The sequence below is a fragment of the Mycoplasma sp. HU2014 genome (assembly GCF_001199495.1).
GTDB lineage: Bacteria > Bacillota_I > Bacilli_A > Mycoplasmatales > Mycoplasmataceae > Mycoplasma.
Genome location: NZ_LFYS01000052.1, coordinates 1 through 19,852, shown reverse-complemented (window position 1 = coordinate 19,852; position 19,852 = coordinate 1). Strand labels below are relative to the sequence as shown.

At 26.5% G+C, this 19,852-nt stretch carries 22 protein-coding genes and 1 pseudogene; 7 read left to right on the top strand and 16 right to left on the bottom strand.

All coding sequences use genetic code 4. From position 1 onward, the window contains the following. The coding region (locus AB668_RS03070; RefSeq protein WP_152908043.1) for a hypothetical protein at positions 1 to 434 on the bottom strand (434 nt) is incomplete at its 3' end. 149 nt (positions 435 to 583) lie between these two features. On the opposite strand from AB668_RS03070, the gene AB668_RS03065 reads away from it, so the two are divergent. Then, positions 584 to 1,594 (top strand): 5'-3' exonuclease, encoded by a 1,011-nt coding sequence (locus AB668_RS03065; RefSeq protein ID WP_050517570.1) that lies wholly within the window; start codon positions 584 to 586, stop codon positions 1,592 to 1,594. 21 nt (positions 1,595 to 1,615) lie between these two features. Here AB668_RS03065 and AB668_RS03060 read toward each other — a convergent pair whose 3' ends face one another. The 15 genes from AB668_RS03060 to AB668_RS02990 form a co-directional block, all read right to left on the bottom strand. Then, positions 1,616 to 1,915 (bottom strand): F0F1 ATP synthase subunit epsilon, encoded by a 300-nt coding sequence (locus AB668_RS03060; protein WP_050517569.1) that lies wholly within the window; start codon positions 1,913 to 1,915, stop codon positions 1,616 to 1,618. Between the two features lie 17 nt (positions 1,916 to 1,932). After that, positions 1,933 to 3,363, bottom strand: coding sequence for a F0F1 ATP synthase subunit beta (atpD, locus tag AB668_RS03055; protein ID WP_050517568.1), 1,431 nt, complete (start codon positions 3,361 to 3,363; stop codon positions 1,933 to 1,935). 10 nt (positions 3,364 to 3,373) lie between these two features. Further along, entirely contained in the window at positions 3,374 to 4,231 is an 858-nt protein-coding gene (atpG, locus tag AB668_RS03050; RefSeq protein WP_050517567.1) for an ATP synthase F1 subunit gamma, read from the bottom strand. 3 nt (positions 4,232 to 4,234) lie between these two features. Further along, on the bottom strand, positions 4,235 to 5,812 hold the full coding sequence (atpA, locus tag AB668_RS03045; protein ID WP_050517566.1) for a F0F1 ATP synthase subunit alpha: 1,578 nt from the start codon (positions 5,810 to 5,812) through the stop codon (positions 4,235 to 4,237). An 11-nt stretch (positions 5,813 to 5,823) separates the two neighbouring features. Continuing rightward, positions 5,824 to 6,375 carry a F0F1 ATP synthase subunit delta gene (locus tag AB668_RS03040; RefSeq protein ID WP_050517565.1) on the bottom strand — a complete coding sequence of 184 codons (552 nt, stop codon included), beginning with the start codon at positions 6,373 to 6,375 and terminating at the stop codon, positions 5,824 to 5,826. Positions 6,376 to 6,380: 5 nt separating this feature from the next. Continuing rightward, positions 6,381 to 6,926: a F0F1 ATP synthase subunit B gene (gene atpF, locus AB668_RS03035; protein ID WP_050517564.1), complete on the bottom strand. Its 546-nt coding sequence runs from the start codon at positions 6,924 to 6,926 to the stop codon at positions 6,381 to 6,383. Positions 6,927 to 6,947: 21 nt separating this feature from the next. Next, positions 6,948 to 7,259, bottom strand: a complete 312-nt coding sequence (atpE, locus tag AB668_RS03030; RefSeq protein WP_050517563.1) for an ATP synthase F0 subunit C — start codon at positions 7,257 to 7,259, stop codon at positions 6,948 to 6,950. 15 nt (positions 7,260 to 7,274) lie between these two features. Then, positions 7,275 to 8,141: a F0F1 ATP synthase subunit A gene (locus tag AB668_RS03025; RefSeq protein ID WP_050517562.1), complete on the bottom strand. Its 867-nt coding sequence runs from the start codon at positions 8,139 to 8,141 to the stop codon at positions 7,275 to 7,277. Further along, positions 8,141 to 8,551, bottom strand: coding sequence for an MG406 family protein (locus AB668_RS03020; RefSeq protein ID WP_050517561.1), 411 nt, complete (start codon positions 8,549 to 8,551; stop codon positions 8,141 to 8,143). The genes AB668_RS03025 and AB668_RS03020 overlap by 1 nt, the downstream gene beginning before the upstream one ends. 196 nt (positions 8,552 to 8,747) lie before the next feature. After that, the gene (locus AB668_RS03015) at positions 8,748 to 9,581 is read right to left on the bottom strand and encodes an aromatic motif membrane protein (RefSeq protein ID WP_050517560.1); all 834 of its coding nucleotides are present in this window, start codon (positions 9,579 to 9,581) and stop codon (positions 8,748 to 8,750) included. Then, positions 9,571 to 10,398: an aromatic motif membrane protein gene (locus tag AB668_RS03010; RefSeq protein ID WP_050517559.1), complete on the bottom strand. Its 828-nt coding sequence runs from the start codon at positions 10,396 to 10,398 to the stop codon at positions 9,571 to 9,573. The genes AB668_RS03015 and AB668_RS03010 overlap by 11 nt, the downstream gene beginning before the upstream one ends. Further along, complete coding sequence (locus AB668_RS03005; protein ID WP_050517558.1) at positions 10,389 to 11,774, bottom strand: aromatic motif membrane protein; 1,386 nt, start codon at positions 11,772 to 11,774, stop codon at positions 10,389 to 10,391. Before AB668_RS03005 ends, AB668_RS03010 begins: the two co-directional genes overlap by 10 nt. Further along, positions 11,752 to 12,456, bottom strand: coding sequence for an ABC transporter ATP-binding protein (locus AB668_RS03000; RefSeq protein ID WP_050517557.1), 705 nt, complete (start codon positions 12,454 to 12,456; stop codon positions 11,752 to 11,754). The genes AB668_RS03005 and AB668_RS03000 overlap by 23 nt, the downstream gene beginning before the upstream one ends. 2 nt (positions 12,457 to 12,458) lie before the next feature. Further along, on the bottom strand, positions 12,459 to 14,717 hold the full coding sequence (locus AB668_RS02995; protein WP_050517556.1) for an ABC transporter permease: 2,259 nt from the start codon (positions 14,715 to 14,717) through the stop codon (positions 12,459 to 12,461). 240 nt (positions 14,718 to 14,957) lie between these two features. Then, positions 14,958 to 15,161 carry a hypothetical protein gene (locus AB668_RS02990; protein WP_050517555.1) on the bottom strand — a complete coding sequence of 68 codons (204 nt, stop codon included), beginning with the start codon at positions 15,159 to 15,161 and terminating at the stop codon, positions 14,958 to 14,960. A gap of 140 nt (positions 15,162 to 15,301) precedes the next feature. On the opposite strand from AB668_RS02990, the gene AB668_RS02985 reads away from it, so the two are divergent. The 6 genes and pseudogenes from AB668_RS02985 to AB668_RS02960 all read left to right on the top strand — a co-directional run. Further along, positions 15,302 to 15,607 (top strand): GxxExxY protein, encoded by a 306-nt coding sequence (locus AB668_RS02985; protein WP_050517554.1) that lies wholly within the window; start codon positions 15,302 to 15,304, stop codon positions 15,605 to 15,607. A gap of 95 nt (positions 15,608 to 15,702) precedes the next feature. After that, the gene (locus AB668_RS02980) at positions 15,703 to 16,737 is read left to right on the top strand and encodes a ribose-phosphate diphosphokinase (RefSeq protein WP_050517553.1); all 1,035 of its coding nucleotides are present in this window, start codon (positions 15,703 to 15,705) and stop codon (positions 16,735 to 16,737) included. Next, on the top strand, positions 16,737 to 17,300 hold the full coding sequence (pth, locus tag AB668_RS02975; protein WP_050517552.1) for an aminoacyl-tRNA hydrolase: 564 nt from the start codon (positions 16,737 to 16,739) through the stop codon (positions 17,298 to 17,300). The genes AB668_RS02980 and pth overlap by 1 nt, the downstream gene beginning before the upstream one ends. Positions 17,301 to 17,457: 157 nt before the next feature. Beyond that, positions 17,458 to 18,417: an L-lactate dehydrogenase gene (locus AB668_RS02970; protein ID WP_050517551.1), complete on the top strand. Its 960-nt coding sequence runs from the start codon at positions 17,458 to 17,460 to the stop codon at positions 18,415 to 18,417. Positions 18,418 to 18,505: 88 nt separating this feature from the next. Beyond that, positions 18,506 to 19,351, top strand: a pseudogene (locus AB668_RS02965) (PTS transporter subunit EIIC); the annotation flags it as partial. A 137-nt stretch (positions 19,352 to 19,488) separates the two neighbouring features. After that, positions 19,489 to 19,852, top strand: a 364-nt coding sequence (locus AB668_RS02960) for a hypothetical protein (RefSeq protein ID WP_152908042.1), incomplete at its 3' end; no start/stop codon positions are given.

Here is a 19,852-nt window from a genome sequence, read left to right as displayed (position 1 = left end):
TTTCTCTTACAGTATGCACTAGCAAAACCCTGTTTTATTAATCTTTTATCTAAATTAGAATATGAAATCTTATAACCAAATTTTTCTTTTAAACAACTATGATAATTTTTCAACGTCAAAAATGAACAACTACTGTTATTGTTCTCTCCTCCTGTTATTTTCATTTCTCCTTGATAAACTTCACCCAAGTTGTATATTGTTTCATCACTATATTTTTGCGCATTCTTGTTATTTACATTTTTATGAGAAAGTATTATCTCCTTTCCGGTATTTATAAAATCAAGATATTCTTTCTTATATCTTTTTATAGTAGAAACAGATTTATTAAATTGCTTTGCTATTGATAAACATGATCTTTTAGGATCCTTTGCAAAGATATCTAATATACATTTTTTAATTTCTGCATATGACTTATTGTCTAAAATAGTAAACATTCTAACCTCCTTTACCAATTATATGTTTTGGATCCAAAACATATAATTGGTAAGGTATCATTTTGTTTGATATTCCAGATATTTTATCTTTTGCTTTTTTGTTTTAAACTATAGTGTTATTATTAAATACGTAAGGATTGATTAGAACAATGACTACAAAAAATGAAACCAAACCGATTTTACTAATTGATGGTTATCATTTATTACATAAAGGCTATTACGGCACTTTAAAAAGAAAGAAAATTTCAACAAATAAAGATGGCATTATAATTAATGCTGTTTACACATTTGCAGCAAATATATTTAAATTTGTTAATTCAAATAACTATCATTCTATTATAGTTACATTTGATATTGATAAAGAATCTTTTAGAAAACAATTATATCCAAACTATAAAGCAAAAAGAAAAGAAACTCCAGCAGATCTAATTCCTCAAATGAAATTAGTTAGAGAGTTTTTAACAGCAGCAAACATACCTTGATATGAAAAAGAACCATATGAAGGTGATGATGTTATGGGAACTATCGCTAGAATTGCAAATAAATTAGGATATGATGTTAGAATTCTTTCTAATGATAAAGATACATTTCAATTAGTAAATGATAAAACTTATATAATTACAAATATTAGTAAAAAAGATGCTACTCGTATAATTGCTGAAAAGGAAGTTTATGAACATTTTTCTTGTTCTCCTAAGCAAGTAGCAGATATTAAAGCATTACTAGGAGATAGTAGCGACAATATTAAAGGTATTAAATATATGCGACATAAACAAGCATATATGCTATTAGAAAAATATAATAATGTTGAAACAATTATTCAAAACATTGACAATTTATCTAAACCTTTAAAAAAAACTATTTCAGAAAATAAAGACTTATTAATTTTAAATAAAAAAATAACAACTATTTTAACTAATCTGAAACTAGGAAGAATTAATTTCAATCCTACTAGAATTACTTATTATAGATTGATTAAATTTTTAAAGTCTCAACAAATGTATTCATTTATTAAACCTATAAGAAATAAGATTGAAGAGTTTAATAAAAATCATTCAACAAATTCTGCACAAGATTACAAGAAAAAAGCAAATATTAAAAAGAATTACAAAAAGCATCAATCTAATAATATTAAACAAACAAAAAGTCAATCTAACTAGATTGGCTTTTTTAATTATTAATTAGTCTATTTTAGATGGGGTTTCTAATCTTATTCCATTCTCATCAACTAAGTATAAATTTTCAGTTATTATTTTACACTCTTGTTGACTAACTGTCATTAACCCACCACTAACATGAATATGTGTTGGTTGTGAATTTACTTTAAAATTTAAATCACTAATTTTTAAAGCGGTTACAAATGGTGGCATGTTTGCTAATATACCCATATCTCCATCAATAGTTTTAACGTTAATTATATCCACTTTTTTTCCATCGATAAAAATACCATTTGGTGTAATAATTTTAAGTTTAATGCTCATATTTTGCTCCATTAAAATTATTTTTTATCTTTTTTAAATTTCATAATAACATCATCAATTGTTGATGCATATAAGAAGTATGATTCAGGAATATTGTCTACTTCACCGTCTAAAATAGATTTAAATGATCTAACAGTATCTGAAACTTTTACAAATACTCCAGGTCTTCCTGTGAATTTTTCACCAACAAAGAATGATTGAGATAAGAAGTTTCTTATTTTTCTAGCTCTTTGAACTACTAATTTATCTTCTTCACTTAATTCATCCATACCTAAAATTGCGATAATTGATTGTAGATCGCGGTATTTTTGTAATGTTTCTTGAACACCTAAAGCAGTTTGATAATGATCTAATCCAACAATTTCTGGATCTAACATACGAGATGATGAAGCTAGTGGATCAACTGCAGGATAAATTCCTAAACTAGCAATAGATCTATCTAAAACAATACGTGCATCTAAGTGAGTGAATGTAGTTGCTGGTGCTGGATCAGTTAAGTCATCAGCAGGAACATAAACAGCTTGAACTGAAGTAATTGATCCATTTTTTGTTGAAGTAATACGTTCTTGTAATGAACCCATTTCAGTAGATAAAGTTGGTTGGTATCCTACAGCTGAAGGTATACGTCCTAATAAGGCAGAAACTTCTGCTCCAGCTTGTGTAAATCTAAAGATGTTGTCAATAAATAATAACACATCCATATTTTTCTTATCTCTGAAATATTCAGCCATTGTTAATCCAGTTAAAGCAACACGCATACGTGCTCCTGGTGGTTCGTTCATTTGTCCGAATACTAAACTAGTTTTATCTAAAACTCCAGCTTCAATGAATTCGTAGTATAGATCGTTTCCTTCTCTAGTTCTTTCACCAACTCCAGCAAACACCGAAACTCCGTTATGTGCTTTTGCGATGTTGTTAATTAACTCTTGAATTAAAACTGTTTTACCTACTCCAGCTCCTCCGAATAATCCAACTTTTCCTCCTTTAGAAAATGGAATCATTAAATCAATAACTTTAATTCCAGTTTCTAAAATTTCAGTAGTTGTAACCAATTCATCATAATTAGGAGCATCGCGGTGAATTGGTAATCTTTCACCTTCAACATCAGGTTTTTCATCAATTGCATCACCTAAAACGTTAAACATACGACCTAGTACAACATCACCAACTGGAGCTTGTATAGGTTTTCCTGTATTTTTAACTTCTAATCCACGAGTTAGCCCATCAGTTGGTCCCATAGCGATTGTTCTAACTATTTCATCACCAATACTTTGTTCCACTTCTAAAACTAGTTTTACGCCGTTATTATCAACCACTAAAGCATCATAAATCATAGGGATGTTATTTTCACTAAATTTAACATCAACAACAGGACCCATAACTTGAACTATTTTACCTGTTGATACAAATTCAGTTGATTCTTCTTTTGTTTTTTTATTTGATTTCATTTTATCCCTCCTAATTTGGTTGTGCATTAGCACCAGAAACGATCTCACTTATTTCTTGTGTAATTGCACCTTGTCTTTCACGGTTATATTTTAAACTTAAAGTTTGTTCTAAACCTTTACCGTTATTAGTTGCGTTTTCCATCGCATTTCTTCTAGAAGCTTGTTCGCTAACTTGTGATTCAACTATTGTTCCGTATAAAACAGAGTTTAAATATAAACTAATTGCTGTTTCTAAAATTTCTTCTGCACTTGGTTCAAAAACAATTTTAGCTTTTGAATTATTATTTTGTTTTTCATCATCATTGATTTTAATAATAGGAAATAGTCTTAATATTGAAGGTTCATAAGTAACGTTGTTAATATACTTAGTATAAACTAATCTAATATCATCAAATTCACCGCTTGTGTAAAATGATAAAATATCATTTCCTAATAATCTAGCTTGTTCATTTGTAAAATTAATATCAATATCAGTTTTTTGTTTTTTAATTTTTACTTTTCTTGCTTTGTAAAAAGAAACAGCTCTTGAACCTATTGCATATATTTGGTCATTAGGTTTGATGTTTTCCATCACTAATTTATTAACATTAGAATTGTATCCCCCACATAATCCTAAGTTTGAATTAATAACAATTCATAATGTCTTTTTTAATGATTTTTCATCATCTTTTAAATAAATAGACTTATCAGAATTTGTAATAATATTATTAAATAATGTATAAACTTCTGTTACATATTGATGTGTTTCAACTACTCTTTTACCAATCTTACGTAATTTAGCACTTGCTACAAGTTGCATTGCATTAGTAATTTTTCCAATATTTTTAACTGAAGAGATTTCTGCTTTTAAACCACTTAAATTTGGCATAAATTATTTTCCTAAACTTTCATATTCAGCAAGTGATCCATATTGTTCTGGCTTGTAATCTTTAATAGTGTGAGTAATTCTAACTATAACTTTTTCTGCTTCTTTTAAAATTGATTCTTGTAATTTATCATCAAATACTTTGTCTTTTTCTAGTTTTTGATATAGCTTTTTAGCTGAACTATCTTTAGAGAAATGACGTAAAACTTCATTTTTAAATTCTGAAACAAAATCAAGCGGAAGTCATTTAATTAAGTGTGATTTGATAGTTAGTAATAATATAGCTTCTTCTGTTTGAGATAGTGGGCTGTATTGTTTTTGAATTAACATTTTAATAATTCTTGCACCTTGATCCAGTTTAGCTTTAGTAGATTCATCTAAATCAGATCCAAATTTTGCAAATGATTCTAATTCATAGTATTGAGCTAATTCTAATTTTAAAGTTCCAGAAACTTGCTTAATTGATTTAATTTGAGCTGAAGATCCAACACGAGAAACCGATGGACCGATATCAACAGCTGGTCTAACACCTTGGTTAAATAATTCACTTGATAAGAAAATTTGACCATCAGTAATTGAAATAACATTAGTTGGAATATAAGCAGAAATATCACCAGCTTGAGTTTCGATAATAGGAAGTGCGGTAATTGATCCTCCTCCATATTTTTCATTAACTCTAGCGGCTCGTTCTAATAAACGTGAGTGTAGATAGAAAACATCTCCAGGATAAGCTTCACGACCTGGTGGTCTTCTTAATAGAAGTGACATTTCACGATAAGCAACAGCATGTTTAGATAAATCATCATAAACTATTAATACATCTTGACCGTTTTCCATTCACTCTTCAGCTATTGTTACTCCTGTATATGGTGCTAGATATTGTAAAGGTGCTGGTTCACTAGCTCCAGCATTAACTACAACAGTATATTCCATTGCACCATATTTTTTAAATTTCTCAACAACTTGAACAACTGTAGAATCTTTTTGACCAATAGCTACATAAATACATTTAACATTTTTTCCTTTTTGATTAAGAATTGCGTCAACCGCAATTGCAGTTTTTCCTGTTTGACGATCACCGATAATTAACTCACGTTGACCACGACCAATTGGAATAGCTGAATCAATTGATAAAATTCCTGTTTCTAAAGGTTGAGAAACTGATTTACGTGCCATAACACCAGTTGCAACTCTTTCAACCGGTCTTGCTTTTGTTGTTTCAATTGGTCCTAGATCATCAATTGGATGACCTAATGCATTAACAATACGTCCGATCATTTTATCACCAACTGGTGTTTCGACAACCTTACCAGTTCTTTTAACAAAATCTCCTTCTTTTACTAAAGTTTCATCACCTAAAATAACAGCTCCAACAGCGCCTTCTTCTAAGTTTAAAACCATACCATAAACATCATTAGGAAAAATTAATAATTCACCCATCAATGCTTTATCTAATCCATAAATTAATACAACACCATCACCAATAGTAACAACTGTTCCTTGTTCTGATTCGACAATTTTTTGACCATAATTTTTAATTTGTCGCTCAATCATTTCAGAGATTTCTTTGATATTAAAACTCATTTTTTAACCTCCTATTCCCTTTTTATTGCTTCATATTTCATAGATTCTAATTTTGCTTGAATAGAACCATCAAATATTTTGCCATCAACATAAACTTTAACCCCACCTATTAATGAAGCATCAATTTTGTTAATTAAATCTATTTTTTTATTAATTTGTTTTGAAATTTTTTGTTCAATCATTTCTATTTGTTTTTTAGTTAATTCTTCAATCGATCAAACAATACCTGAAACTATTTTTTTAGAATCTAATAATTTTTGATATAAAACTTTTAAAATATCTCTAAAGTTTATAAAAGCTTGCATTTCAACTAATAATTTCATAGCGTTAATAAGATGTATATTAAACCCAAATGTAGAAAAAGTTTCATCAATTATAGATATTGATCTACTTTTTTGTTCATTAGTTGAAAAATATAAAATCTTCGCAAAATCATCTTTATCTCTTAAAACACGAATTAAGACATCTGTTTGTTCAATAAATTCATCAACTAAATTTTCTTCTATTGCAATATTTGACAAGGCTACAGCTCAATTGTTAATAACTTTTTCTTTTAATATCATAATTTTTAATCTAAGTTTTTAATAAATTCGTCAACTAATTGTTTATTTTTCTCTTTATCAATTTCTTGATTTAAGATTTTTTCAGCTGCAACAAAAGCTAAATTTACAATTGTATTTTTAATTTCATCTTCTGCTTTTAAACGTTCTTGAGCAATAGAATTTTTAGCTTGATTTTGAATGTTTCTTGCTTGAGTGGTTGCATTATCGATGATTTGATTTTTTTGAGCTTCAGCGTCCATTTTAGCACTTTTAATAATTGATAATGATTCTGTTTTAGCGTTTTCTAGTAAAGAATTTGCTTTTTGAACTTGAATGTTTGCTTGTGATTGTTTTTCAATAGCATCACTTAAAACTTCATTAATTTTTTCTCTATGTTTGTCAATTGCTTGTCTAAATGGTTTATAAACTAATTTTGATAAAACAATAACCAAAACAATTGTTGCTAATACATGGGCAATAAAATTAGGTAAATTAGGAAAAAGGTTTGCAACAATGTCGGGTACACCTTGGGTTTGAGCAAATAAAACACCGTTAAATAAACTAAATACCATAATATTATTCTTTCTATCTAACTAAGCAACAAAGATTAATAAAATAGCAATAACTAATGAATAAATCGCACCAGACTCAGCAATACCAGATGCAATAATCATTGTTGAAGTGATTTTTCCATACATTTCAGGGTTACGTCCAATAGCAAGACACGCACCTTGACCAACTGCTCCTTGACCAATTCCTGCTCCAAGGACACCAACCATTGAAACTCCTGCTCCAAGGTATTTTAATCCTGTACCAGTATCTGAAGCTAATAAATTAGGTAAAATGATTGATAATGCAGTAATGTAATTTGCTAGTACGTTTGATACAAATGCTGTATATAACATGATTTTTTCTCCTTTTTAATTTAATTGAATAATTTGTTTTTGATTTTGTGAATCATTTTCTATTCACATATTTTCAACTGCCTCATTTGCTTTATGAGACTCTTCACCAGGTCGAATTTGCTCTGCTCAATAAGATAGAGTTAACATAGTAAACACTATAGATTGAATTAACCCATCAAATAAATCGAAATAGATATGTAACATTGGAGCTAATGGGGTCGTGAATATGTTCAATCCTGCTCAAAAATATTTATATTGTAATTTTCAAGCATCTGGAAACTCAGATGGGTTTCATATGTAATAAGAAATTCAATGATTATTAACAGGTTTTGTTGCTCAACTTAATTGAAAACCTATCAATAAAGCATACAATAAGCCTAAAATGATCGATCCACCTAAAAGGTTACCAAACAAACGGAAAGATATTGAAAGTAACGGGGTAAATTGTGAAAATAATTCAATTGGATATATGTAACGATAAAGAAATCCCATTTTTTGATATTTAAAACCAAAATAATAAATCATTACAAAAGTGACTAATCCCATAGAAAATGTAACTGTAAATGAAGTTGTTTGAGATTCAAATCCTAGTAAAGAAACTACTGATCCTAAAAATATATAAGATAATAAATACATTGCATATGGTGTAGCTTTTCTATATTTTTTACCTAGAATTGAAGTAACAATATTTTCAACTGCTAATACAAACATATTTATTAAAACTAAAAAGCCAGACATTTTTTCATCTACTTTATGAGATCTGATTTTCTTGTTATAAATAATAGAAATTGTACAAACAAAAACAGTTACTAGAAAAATAGTGATCAATGAATTAGTAAAGCTATCTCATTTTTTGAAATTATCAGTTATTGACATCAACATTAAATTGCTTCCCCCTTTCTTTTTTTATTCTTAATATCTAAATAAGAACTTATTGGTAGTAAAAATACAGTTGTTAAACCAATTAGAATAGATAGATAATTAAAAATTTTTCCATCATATAATACTAAAGATAAGAAAAATGGAATAACATACAAACCGATTCTAATAAGAAACATGAAACAAAATAGAAAAGGATTTTCATACTTAATCATAAGTTCTCTAGTATAAAACAATATTATCAATCCTAAAATTGATGAAATTTGACCTAAAATTAATCCAGTTAATCAATTTCATGCTATTGTTCTTGTACCAACCAAAATTGCAAAAACAATAACAAAAAATGATATTCATAATAAGTTAACAATCAAGGTTATTTTTGTTAAATTCCTTGAAAGTGCTTGTTTTAACATGCTTTAATAGAACCTTTCTTTTATATGGTAGTCCATGATATAATTTTACTCCTTTTTAGCTAAACTATCATCTAAAATTGTTTAACGTTCTCTCAATAATGTATTAGGAAAAAAATGTAAAATTTATTAAATATAATTAAGCAATAAATGAATCTAAATATTGATAACAATATTCTTTAGTTAAGATTGTAAATAATTATTTTTTAATAATGTCAACAACAGTTAATCTTAAAGGCAAACCTCCATATTGAGCGTCGAAAAGATTTTTTTGTGTGGCATTACTTGAGTTGTGTAGCGAAACAACATGTGCATATTTTTTAAAATCAAAATTTTTGATTTGATCAGGTTTATCTAAAAAAGTTTCATAAGCATAAGTGTATTGTTCTAGTTCTACTTTAGTTTTTGAATCAGTTTTATTAATATTTATTTTAAAAATATTATTACTTGAAGTTAGTAAATATAAATAAGTCTCTTCTTTACTTGTTTGATAGATTACATATTGGTTTATTAGATTAGTTTTTAATTTAATAAATGATCCAACTAAAACACTACTTTTTTGTGAATCACGATTAGCTTCTTCAACTTGTTTAATAAATTGGTCTGATTCACCATATAAAACAAATTTAAATTTATCAATATTAAATAAAGCTCATAATCAATTTTCTTGAAATAATTGATCAAGTTTTTTAGAAAATTCTTGATATCCAAATGGTTGTTTATCACCATCATACGAATAACTTCTAACCACATTATTTGCGTAGGTAAAATATTCTCTTAATTCGTTAAAATAATTATCATCAAGATTTTTTTGTGATGCGATATATTTGGTTTTTTGTTCTTGGTCATGGAATGCTAGATTTAATAAATCCACTACATAAGATTGACTTAAAAAGACATCTCACTTATGTTTATTTTGGTCTTTAATATTATTAATTACAATTGGGCTTGAATTAGTTTTACAACTCACAACACTAGTAATTGTAAATATCATTATCAAAGATGATAATAAGTATCTAATTTTATTTTTCATTATTATCATCCTTTCTTAACACTAAATCATTAATTGTAGCAAATCCATAATTTGAAACTATTTCATCTTCAAAAGTTTGAATTGCTCTATTATCTCGATGGATAATTTGATGAATTACTTGAGCTATTAAAATAGTAAAGTTATTATTTTGTGCTTTATTAAAATAAATAAACTTATCAAATTTAAAGTCATTTTTATCTTTATCTCTACTAATTAAAATTCTAATTGCTAGTTTATCTAATCGTAAGTAAAATGAGTAGTTTGGTCCGTGGTTATGTTGAGATTCTTCACCTAAATGCATAAAATCAAAATGATTTTGCTTTAGATCAATATCATCGTGTTTAGTACTTTTTAATTGGTCTATTTTATTGATAAAGCTTGAACTATGTGCCTGATTAATGTTTGTAACATATTCATTTAAAGTTCAATAATCTTTGAATTTTAACTGAAATTTATCAATATTTTTTAAAACAAATAATCAGTTTTTGTTTATAAACTCATTAACTTTATTTTGATCGTTTATTTGTTTAAGTTGATCAAATAATAATGTAGTTTGTTCTTGTGATTTTAAAAACTTATCTTTAGCTAGTTGGTTAGTTTTAAAAGTAGTTTCAACTAATTTATTTAGATATTTAGCTGATATTTGTTGTTGATCAGAGAGTTTATCAATTTTTACTTTATGATTTGTGGGAATTTCTAATTCAGGGGTTTGACTTTTAAATTTGAATTGACCAAGAATTGCAACAACAGGAATAATCAAAATAAATATAACAAAACTTAAAGATATTTTTTTAGCTATTTTTTTATTTAACTTCATTTGATTGACCTCCAGCTATATCTAAGTATTTTGTAGTTTTCAAGTATTTTGTTAATTCCTGCTTGGTCACTTTTTATATTTTTTAAATTTTCAACTTTATTAATTTGATCAATAGTTTCTGTTAAAAAACCATTGTATTGATTAAACTCTAAAAAACTATAAAATTTTTCGTCACTAAATTTTTGAGATAGTTCTAACTTTTGATTTGTATCTAATTCAGGTAATTTTGCTTGTAACTTGTTTAAAAGTTCGTCAACTTTTTTTGTTCATTTTTTAACAAAAATATCATGGTTCTCATCTAGTTTTTCTTTTAATGAATCAAAATGTTTTTGATATTCACCTTGCAATAATTTACTTATAAATATTTCGTTTTTTCATTTATTAAAATCGTCTTTTTTTATAGTATCTTTGCCTTGAACTAATTTATTTAATTTATCAAATGTCTGATTAATTACACTAGTTAGCTTTTGAAGATTTTCTTTATTTTTTCTAAGATTACTAATTATTTCATCTACTATCTCATCATCTAAAAATTGATCTTTAAATTCTTCAATAATCTTTTGATATGAAGGTTGAATTTCTGCAAATGCTTTATTGATCTCTTTTACTCTATTTTGATAAATTTTATTTTCTAATTCAGTTATTTGTTCTTTTAAATTATTTATATTTTTAAAAACAAATAGATCAGTAAACACTTGATATTTGACAATTCCAGCTGATTTGTATTTTAATAATTTAATAGCTTTATTTTGATCATAAATTAAATATAAAGCCTTTTTATCTTGATATTGATTTTGATTTAGTAACTTATTGTTATTTTCGATATTAACTTCAATTATTTGACTGAATATTTTTGATTTAAGATTAATCAATAATGAATCAACTTGAAATTGCTTTTTTAATTGATTTGAAAAATCTTTACTAGCAAATAATTCAAATAAAATTTTTTCTAATTCAGATCCAAAATATCTATCATTATAAGGGTTAAAGTTGTATTCAAATTGATTAAGATTCTTTAAGAATCAATACCAATCATGATTTAGTAATTGGGTTAAAACTTCTTTTGCTTTATGAATAATATAAAAACTTCTTAAATTATTTCTTATATCTCTAGGATTAAAAATTGGTAATAATGTTAAAAGATATTCAAGATTAGTGATTTTATGATCTGAATAATTTTCTTGTTGATTTAAGTATTGGTTTTTTAAAATTTGATTATTATTAAAAAGTTCATTTAGTAATTTTTCAATAACAGCATATTGATAAAAATTTTTGTTAACAACAGTTAGACTTAGTTCTTGATTTTTATTTAATTTACAACTAATACTAGACAATGGAGTAAGTAATATTAAACTACTTAGCAATAACTTTTTCATAAAATAAATCTTCTAAATGTTTGTGTTTTTTGCCTGTATAAACTACCCTTCCACGATCTAATAAAGTTGTTGAATTAACGTATTTATCTATTTCAGAAAGTATATGAGAACAAATTAAAATCGTAATTTTCTGCTCTTGATTAATTTTTTGTAAAAAATTAAATAACTCATATCTAGCTGTTGGGTCTAAATTGCTAGCCGGTTCATCTAAAATAATTAATTTAGGATCATTTAACAATGCTTGAATCAATAAAATCTTTTTCTTTTGACCTGATGAAAAATTAGCAGGTTTTTCATTTATTAAATCTAAAATATTAAACATTTCTAAAAAGTTTTTAATTTTTAAATCAGCTTGTTTTATATCAAGATTTCATAACATAGCAAAATTAATCAAATACTGATAAGAAGTTAGCTCTTTAGGGAATATAGCACTTTCAGGTACATAACCAATAATTGCTCTAGCTTTTGGATTTTTAATATCAATATTATTGATTAACACTTGACCTTGATAATCTCAAAAAGCACCAATAATTGTTTTAATTGTAGTAGTTTTACCAGATCCATTCTCACCAATAAATGCATGAAAATCACCATCATAAATAGTCATATTAATATCTTTAATACCTCTATTTGATTGCTCAAATATTTTTGTCAAATTAATTATCTCTAAGATTTTATTCATACCTATTTATAATCCTTTCTTTGGTAAAGTTTAAATACTACTACAAATTCAATAACTATCAACAATAACCAAATGACAAATAATAGGTAATTATTGACAACCTTTTTATCTCTAGTTATTGAATATAAATTATCTGATGATTGGAATAAGAAATTAGTTTTGCTTGGTCTTATTTTATATCTAGTTGTAAATTTAGATTTATCTGATTGCCTTTTTTCTAATTCATTTCAGTTTTTTAAAATATTTGTCAATTTATCTAAATTAATTCCATCCGCTTGTTTAATTAATTGATCTAACTTTTCTGAGAATTTTTTCTTAGTTATAGTTGCCTTATTTATTTGATTTTCAACATCTTTAATTTGATTTTTAATAAATTCAACAACTTTTTGTCTTAAGTCATCAGCTATTTTTGAAATAAAACCAGCAGCTTGATTATCATTGCCTTGAAAAATGTTTAAAAGATTTTTTAATTTTGTTAGATCTAATAATAAATTCGATATTTTATTTCATTCTTGTCTACTATTAGCTTTTTGATAATCTTCTCACAATGCTTTAAGATCATCATTTTTAATAAAATCTAAATCCTTTTTAATTTGTTCTTTTAATTGTTCTTGGTTTTGGCCAGCATTATTATCTAATTTTTCATGTACTACAGTTGAATAACCGCTATATCCGCCTAACTTATATTCTTTATTGTTAATCATTAACTTGTATTGGTAATTACCATATAATTCTTTATTAGGATGTTTAATCATAGCTTGATAAATCACATTATTTTGATAATTAAAATAAATATAATTCATTAAACTAACTGCATAATAAATTAGTTTTTCTTCAAATGATTTAATTAAATTATCTTTTAACGAAACTCTGCTAAATAACACTAGATTATCATTAACATATTGATTAATTTGACTTTCGTTGTTATTTAACTCATTTTCAAGTGTTTTAATTAAATTTTGATGAATTAAATCTAAGTTTTTTTGCTGTATAAATTGTTGATTATTTTTTATAAATTTATTAACAAAATCATTAGCTATTTTATTAAATTGTTGATCTTTTAAAACTTGTTTAACATAGTCTCATTTTATTTTTCCAATTAAGTTATTGATTTTTGCAAAGTCTTGTTGATCGGTTTCAAAATCTTTAGTTGGATCATCAACGCCATTAATAGCATAAACTAGATCATAATTTTCTAATACAGCTAGTAAATCTTGACTAGCAACTGAAAAAATTGAATGTGATTTTAATAATCCCGGAACAATATAACTATGTTTATTTGATTCAGTTAAATACTTAGCTTGTTTGGTATTTTTTTCTAATTTATATTGATAAGCAAAATTGTCTAAATCATTATAATAAACAAAGTTGTTTAGATTATTTTCTGAATTACTTTCTAAAGAACTAAAAATATTTTTATTATTAAAATTAAAAACGTTAATCAACTGATAAGGAATGGCAATTCAACTATATAATTGTCAATTAAATGATGCAGTGCTAGTATGTTTAATTATTTGTTCTAAATACTTAGTTTGTTGCTCATCAAAACTATGATTATCACTACCATTAGGAATTAAAAATAGTTGATCTTGGTTATTTAAAAAATAAGCTTCAGCGTTTACTTCATTTCCTGCGTGATGATCTTTATAAACTCGATTTATGTAAAAAGCTGTTTGATCAAGAGTTGTTTTAACATTAGTTGAAATTACTAAACCAATTAAACTTAATGGGACAAAAATGATTAAAGGAATCATTATAGTGATTTTTTGAGATAATTTAAAACTTAAAATGATTATTAATAATCCAAAGATAAAAAAGCTACAAAAACTAATAAAAGCCAATAATGAACTTTTTAAAAAGATTTGATTAAAACTATTATTAGCATAAAAGAACAGTAACCCACAAATAAAAAACACACAACTTCAAATTAAATTTAAAAGACTAAATGAGATTAGTTTTCCTATCACTAAAGATCTTCTTGAAATTGGTTTAGATAAACTTAATATTTCAATACCTTCAACTTCAAGATCTTTAAAAAGGTTCAAAGCTTTAATTGAACTAAAAATTATTGTTATAATAATCAGTAAAATAGTGTATAAAAAAGAAATTAAGTCAAGATACTTAATCGGAATCACACTAGTCAAAACAATTCCCATACATATAGAAGCGACTAAAACAATTGTTGGAAAGAGGATTGAACTTTTCTTTTTAATAACATTTTTAAAAGTAAACTTGACATAATTAAATAATGAAATTGTCATAAAAAAACCCTTCTCATCTATTTTTCTATTTTCAATTAAATTATAAAAATTATAAATAAAACAGTCAATGAACTTTTAGAGTTTTTTATAAAAATTATAAATAATTTACTGCAGGTTCAATTAACTAAGAAGATACGTATTTTAATTTTAGATAAAACTTTTTTATTAGATGATCAATAAAAAACTCCTAGAATTTTCTAGGAGTTTTACTTTGTAATAGAATTTTTAAGATTAATTAACCTATTCTTGTGGTCCTTCAGGTCCATTAGGTCCTTTATCACCTTGTGGTCCTTCAGGTCCATTAGGTCCTTTATCTCCTTGAGGGCCTTTTGTTCCTTGAACAGTTAGAGAATTTGCTTTTATCAAAGACATAGCTGAAACACCGATTGCTCCACCTGATGCAGCTAAAGCTAATAAATTTAAAGTAATTAATAATTTACTCATTTTTTTAAACCTTTCCATACATCTGTTCCAGTTTATTAAAACAAAAAAAAAATCAAGAGAATGACAAAATTATTAGACTCCCTAAGGGATAGACCCCCTGTCCGGACATATGGTACCATTTTTATTAGTAAAATATTCTTATGATTTTAGAACAAATTCAGCAACCTTGTTATTTATCGTTGGGATTTTATAAAAATAATCACCCAATAGAAGCAAATGGTTATGCGGATGTTGTTAAAAATGACACAGTTATTGAATTAAAATTTGTTAGCGAAGTTAGATGAACTCACTTTTTACAAACAGCTTGCTACATGATTGCTTTAGGATTAAAAAAAGGTGTGTTATGAAACGTTAGAAATAATGAATTTTATAGAATAAAAATTAATAATGAAGAAGAATTTAAAAAACAAGTTCCAAAAACTATTACTAAAAGAAGAAATAAATAATCACAAAATAGTTTTAAGACTATTTTTATTTACCGATTGTTTATATTTTAGAAGTCAATTTTTGTTATTATTATTTTAAAAGGTGGGGTTAATTTATGAATAATAATGATATTTATATTTTCGGTCTTTCTTCAGGACAAAAACTAGCAAAAGAAGTTTGTGAAATTTTAGGTATTGAAGAAAAGATTGCTAAAACAACTAGATTTGCAGATGGTGAAATTTTAGTAGAAGCAATAGATTCAGTTAGAGGTAAAGAAATTTACATTATTCAATCTACATCTATGCCTGTGAATGAAAATCTAATGGAATTATTAATTGCAATTGATGCATTCAAACGTGGTAGTGCAGAAAAAATTAATGTTGTTATTCCTTATTTCGGATATGCTCGTCAAGATCGTAAAGCAAAAGGAAGACAACCAATTACTTCTAAATTAGTAGCTGATTTATTAAGTAAAGCAGGAGCAGACAGAGTTATTGTATTTGATATTCACTCTCCTCAATCAATGGGATTTTTTGATATACCTATGGATAACTTCCAAACTTCTCAAATTTTAGCTGATGAAATTGTTAATACAATTATTAAAGAAAAATTAGATAGAGAAAAATGTATTCTAGTTTCTCCAGATTACGGAGGATTAAGCAGGGTTCACAAAGTTGATTCATATACAACAAACATGACTAATGGAATTGCTGTTATTGGTAAGAGACGTCCTGAACCAAATAAAGCTGAAGTTGAATTTGTTTTAGGAGATATTCAAGATAAAACTTGTTTTATTATCGATGATATGATCGATACTGGTGGAACTATTATTAGTGGTGCTAAAGCTTTAAAAGAAAATGGAGCTAAAGATGTTTACATTTTTACTTGTCACGGATTATTTAATGGTCCAGCTAAAGAAAGAATGACTGAAGCTATTAAACAAAATGTTGTTAAAAGCGTAATTGTAACAAATACTATTGAAATTCCTGAAGATAAAAAATTCGATGGACTAAAAATTGTATCAGTTGCTGAATTATTAGCTGATATGATTAAAAATTCACAAGAACATCATTCATTAACTGAAGTTTATATTAAAAATAAAGAACAAATCAGAAAAAAAATTGAAGATTTTATTAAAGAAGGAAATTAATGAAGTTAATTGTTGGATTAGGCAACCCAGGTAGAGAGTATGAAATAACTAGACATAATGCTGGTTGAATAGCTATTGATATATTATTAGATAAATATGGGTATAATTCTGTTAAACAAGAATTTAATGCTCAAGTATATACTAGTATTATTAATAATCAAAAAGTATTATTTGTTAAACCTTTAACATATATGAATAATTCAGGAATAGCTATATCTCAGATTATGCATTATTACAAAATTAGTCTTAAAGATTTAATAGTGATTCATGATGATAAAGATCTAAATGTTGAAAGAATTCAATTTAAAAAATCAGGATCTGCAGCTGGACATAATGGTATTAAATCTATTATTCAACATCTTTCTACTCAAGATTTTTATAGATTAAGAATCGGAATAAACCCGCCAGCTACTGGATGAAAAATAGTTGATTGAGTGTTGTCTAAATTTAGTAATGATGAAATTTCATCTCTTAAAAATACTATTAGTCAAAAATCAGATTTTATTAATGATTTTGTAGATGATAATAAAACTTTTTTACAAATCATGAATAAGTATAATTAACAAAACAGCTTTAAGTTGTTTTTTATTTTTAAATTATCTATTTAAGAATTTTCAAACATTATTTATAAACATTATTCCAGATTCAAACATTATTTATAAACATTATTGCTCAAAAATTATATAATATATTTGACTCAAATCTAAAGGAGAGATGAATATGAAAAAAACTTCAAAAAAAGTTGTATTAATTGGAGCAGGAGCAGTTGGATGTTCATTCTTATATGCTGCTATTAACCAAGGATTAGCTCAACACTATGTATTAATCGATGCATTTAAAGATGCAGCAGAAGGAAACGCATTAGACTTATCAGATACTTTGGCAGTTCTTCCAAAATCATTCAGTTCTGTTAAAGCCGGAAGCTATGAAGACTGTAAAGATGCTGATGTTATTGTAATTACAGCAGGTCGTCCACAAAAACCAGGTGAAACTAGATTAGACATGGTTGCAGGAAACACTGAAATTATAAAATCTATTGCAACTGAGGTTAAAAAATCAGGATTTGATGGAATTACAATTATTGCATCTAACCCAGTTGATGTTGTTACTCACGCATATCAACAAGTTACAGGATTCGATCCACATAAAGTTATCGGTTCAGGAACTACTTTAGACTCAGTAAGATTAAGAAGACTGTTAGCTGATAAAGTAAATGTACATCCATCTTCAATCGATGCATATTTATTAGGTGAACACGGAGATTCATCAGTTGCTATTTGATCAAAAGCAAACATTATGGGTCAACCAATTTCTCACTACTTAGAAACAGGTAAAATTTCTCAAAAGGAATTAGAAGAAATTGAAAAAGAAGCTATTATGATGGCTTACAAAATCATTAACTTAAAACGTGCAACATTCTACGGAATTGGAGCTTGTTTAACAAGAATTGCAACAGCTGTTTTAAGAGATGAAAAAGTTTGTCTAATGGTTGGAGCACAATTAAATGGTGAATACAAAAATAGTGGACTATACACAGGAGTACCTGCTGTAGTTGGAGCAAACGGATGAGAAGAAATCATTCAATGAGACATCAACGAAAAAGAACAAGCTAGATTTGATTCTTCATGTGAAACTTTAAGAAAAACAATTGATTCTGTTAAAGATATTATTAATAAATAATACTTATTTAAACTAACAAAACAAGGGTTATAATTTTCCTTGTTTTTTTGTTTTTTTGATACTATTAAAGTTGTACAAGGAGGAAAAAATGAAAAAAATTTTAGATTTCAAACAGACTAGAAAAAGCAACATTCATGCATTTTTTTCAAAATTTTCTAAATCTATTTTAACGTTTGTTGCTTTACTTCCTGCTGCCGGTCTAACAATTATTTTAGGTAAAATAATTGGACCTTTAGGTCTGGGAAATATTAAATCAACATCAGCTATTTTCAATCAAATCGGTTCAGTTATTGAAAACGTTGGATGAGCTGCTTTCACTCACATGGGTCTATTATTTGCTGTTGCCATAGGTGGAGCATGAGCAAAAAATAGATACGGTGGATCATTTGCTGCAGCATTTGCATACTTTATTTTACTTGCTGTTGGAGCAAATATGTTTGTAACAAGAGAAGCTAAAGATGGTAGTGGTATAGAGTTTTTAAACTACATCTTAGCTAGATGAGAAAAACAAGATATATTCTTTGGTCCTCAAGAAGGAGTTTTATCTATTAGATACGATGCTATGGGTGGAATTGGTATGGGATTTGTTGGTGCTATGATTTACAACAAGTTCTACAACTTCAATAAATTATCTAATGCATTATCATTCTTTAATGGTTCAAGATTTGTTCCATTTATGGTTATCATAATAGTATTACCTTTATCAGTTGTTATCGGGTTATTCTGACCTATTGTTCAAACTGGTATCAATATATTAGGAAACTTATTTGTTAAAGAACAAAAAATTAAATTCTTAATGCCTTTCTTATATGGTTCATCAGAAAGATTATTATTACCATTTGGTTTACACCACATGATAACTATTCCTATGAACTATAGTGCACTTGGAGGAACAGTTGACTTTACTAGTGTTAGTCAATTTAGTAATACAACCTGAACTTTTCACAATTTTGTAACTAGTTATTAATAATGAAGTGTAAACCCTTTATTTAAAGGGTTTTTATTTTGAAAAAACACTAGATTTTTACTTTAAATAGTGATATAATGTAACTAGTAAAAGGAGATAAAAAAATGGCTTTTAAACCTGTAAAAATTCCATCAAAAGATATTGTATTTAGTAGAAGAAAAAACTGTACTTATGTGTACTATACAACCAAGAAAATTTTTAATAAAGAAAAGGGATATAGTGAGAACGAAAGAGCGTGCATAGGTATTGTTTCTGATGAAAAAGAAACAATGATGATACCAAACGAAAACTATGTTACCTACTTTGGAGATTTCGGTATTTCACTTGAAGAAAACGATAGTCAATTTTCAAGGGTTTTATCATTTGGTGCGAGATTGGTTGTTGACAAAATATTAGAAAAGTTAAACGTAAGCTCAATACTAAACAAAGTTTTTAAAGAAAAAACTGATTTAATAAAATCTTTAATTT